The organism is Arthrobacter sp. E44, assembly GCF_041877125.1.
Classification (GTDB): Bacteria; Actinomycetota; Actinomycetes; order Actinomycetales; family Micrococcaceae; genus Arthrobacter.
This window is the reverse complement of record NZ_JBHDJA010000052.1, coordinates 1-2532: the sequence shown is the minus strand read 5'-3', so window position 1 is coordinate 2532 and position 2532 is coordinate 1. Positions and strand designations below refer to the sequence as shown.

General features: G+C 60.8%; 2 protein-coding genes. Both read left to right on the top strand.

Going from position 1 to position 2532, the window contains the following annotated elements:
• Window positions 1–1209: 1209 nt before the first annotated feature.
• On the top strand, window positions 1210–1398 hold the full coding sequence (locus tag ACETK3_RS21250) for a hypothetical protein (RefSeq protein WP_237429416.1): 189 nt from the start codon (window positions 1210–1212) through the stop codon (window positions 1396–1398).
• On the top strand, window positions 1395–2099 hold the full coding sequence (locus ACETK3_RS21245; protein ID WP_306971948.1) for a tetratricopeptide repeat protein: 705 nt from the start codon (window positions 1395–1397) through the stop codon (window positions 2097–2099). Before ACETK3_RS21250 ends, ACETK3_RS21245 begins: the two co-directional genes overlap by 4 nt.
• The last annotated feature ends 433 nt before the right edge of the window (window positions 2100–2532 follow it).

Here is a 2532-nt window from a genome sequence, read left to right as displayed (position 1 = left end):
ATGCCTTTCGAGTGGGATGTGAGAGTTTCCTCGAAGGATCACACGGTGACCGCCTTCACGTCAGCAACGACGCAGACAACCACCGTGGCGTTACACCACTATGCGGGACTCCACTAATTGCGATCCGGGATGCGCGTCCCGAAGAGGTAAGAAGCTTTCGTGCGGACCGGGAGAAAGTGACACTGTCGACCAAAATGAGCATGGGATAGCTCTTGCCTTGGTATCGCGCCCGAAGGTGGGACACGACGGCTAGAGCATCATCAGTTTGGATAGTCTGGCCTTCTTTCCAGCGCAGCCGGAGGATAGTGCCTCTCAGTTCAAGGGCCCCTTTGCCCTCGGCGACGTCAAATGCGGCCATTAGATTCCTATTTATTGAATAGCTATGATTCCCAGCTGCTGTCCTTATCCTGCGCAGCGCCCTTGTCAGGGCCCATCCGAGGGGCAGGTGCCGGGCCAGACGCGCGGTCTCAGTGGGCTGCGAGTTTCATAGCGCGCAAACGAGCGTCATTGTCAGGCTTTCCCAGCGTACCGGGCCGAGCCTAGCACCCACGGCTTGCGGTTCAGCGTCGGCGGGTGTTGTGCGTGCCGTTGTCCATCGGGCGGAAGCCGAGCCGGCCGTTGAGTCTGCCGATCGAGTTCTTGCACCACGGGTCCGGGCAGCACCAGTTATGCACCGCGGGTTCCTGTTCCCTGGCCGGGGTCAGCGTTGGCGCGCGCAGGATAGGCGCGGCCGGGCGTCCACACTCACAACAAATGTATTGAATAGAAATCAGCCCCCAGGGTCAGCGGCGACCACGTGCTCATTTTTGCTTCTCCCTAACATACGCCTTACACAGCCCTTGTCCTACAGATTCGTGCTGATGAAATCGGTTCGGACATGCTTCAGCGCGAACAAAACCGAGGGTTGATCCGGAGGCTGGTAGGCGGTTCCGGAAGAGTTTATGCTGGTGAAGGCCCAGGTTAGCCCGGCCCCCTTTGCAGGAATCCCCGTTATTCCACCCAGAGCAAGGGGGGGAAAGTAGTATGCACCGTCATCGGGTATGAGGGCAGATAAAAAATCGTCAACGCGGGCTATGCCTGTGCCGGAAAAGATGAAGGGCCCCTCTACCCATGCCTGCGGCCGTTACCCCTGGTTCTCACCCTGTCCCCGTAATCCTTCAGATCGTGGCCGGGGACCCGAAGTCTTTGCAGAATGATTTGGATCGGGCCGTGGAACAGATCCGCGCAACTGCCGTGCCCGGGGACCGGCGGGGGATCCTCGTTACCCGCCGGAGCCAGTCACTGTTCACCGTGGAAGCCAGCAGTGATGTCCCGCATGGCATCATCCGCGAAAAGGACCGCTGGCACCGCCCGGTCAGCCATCCATCCTCTGAACCGGGGGACGGTCCGGGGCTGTGACCCCGGACCCGGCGCGGGCGCCCCGGGATATCTGGCGAACAGATCCTGCGACATTGCGGGACATCGTGCTGGACCGGGACGCAATGGAGGCCCGCCTGACCCAGTGCCCGGCGCTGGAAAGGGTCTGGATCCTGTGCCTGCTGGACCGGACCCAGGAAGCCATCACCGAAGGACAGAAACTGCTGGACGCTTCATCGGACCAGCTCCATCCCTTGCTGTTACTCGCCCAGGCATACCAGCGGCAATACTCCTGGCACGAGGCCGCGAGGCTACAGGAAGAAGCCCTGCGCCTGGCCCGTACCCGGGCGCGGGAAGCACTGGTCCGCCGTCAGATCGGCCGACGGCTGTTCGACGAAGCACGCTACCGGGAAGCGGCACAGGAATTCGAATGGGCCCGCGACCTACCGCAGCACCGGGCAACGCGAACACCTCGTCCAGGCCTGCCAACAAGCCCTGGACAGAGCACGGGCACTCAGCCGCAGACCAACACTATAGGCTGGCCGCTGCGCCCGGACCGCTCACCCTGGTTCAAGGAAAGGAAAACAACGATCCAAACCCCCAGGCACGACAGGCGGGTAAACGACCACGGGCGGTCCGCGCAACCAGCGGACTATGCGTCTCAGGGGTTACCCCCAGCGGTTCTTGGGGGTTTCGAGTTCTTCCATCGCAAGGGCAAGAAGGTCCTGATCGATCGCTCTTAGTTCGTACATCTCATGTATGTACGCCTCAAACTCGAACGGCTGCGCGTCACCGCCATTGGCCCAGTACCGCAGCCATAACTCTCCGAGGCTTATCTCACCCCGGCCAATCAGGTGTCGCGCTGTTCGTCGTGGATCTTCCACAATAATTCCCTTACCACCCGCTGGTTCCCCTGCGAGAGGGACGCCGTTCCTGCTTCCCAATACATCATCAATGATTCCAAACCGCACGCCAGGTCACCAGCATCAAACTGGAAAGGGAAGTCCGGGTCAAGAAATCGGATATCGAGCCACATCCCATGCAAAGAATTGCCGGGTCAAGTCCCGTGGAGTGGTGTAACGGTTGATCCTTCGCTTATGTGCTGAGGGCCATGATCGTGTCGGTGTCCACCTCGCTTCCGGTGTCAGTGGTGGGGCGCATGCGAGAGCGGGCGAG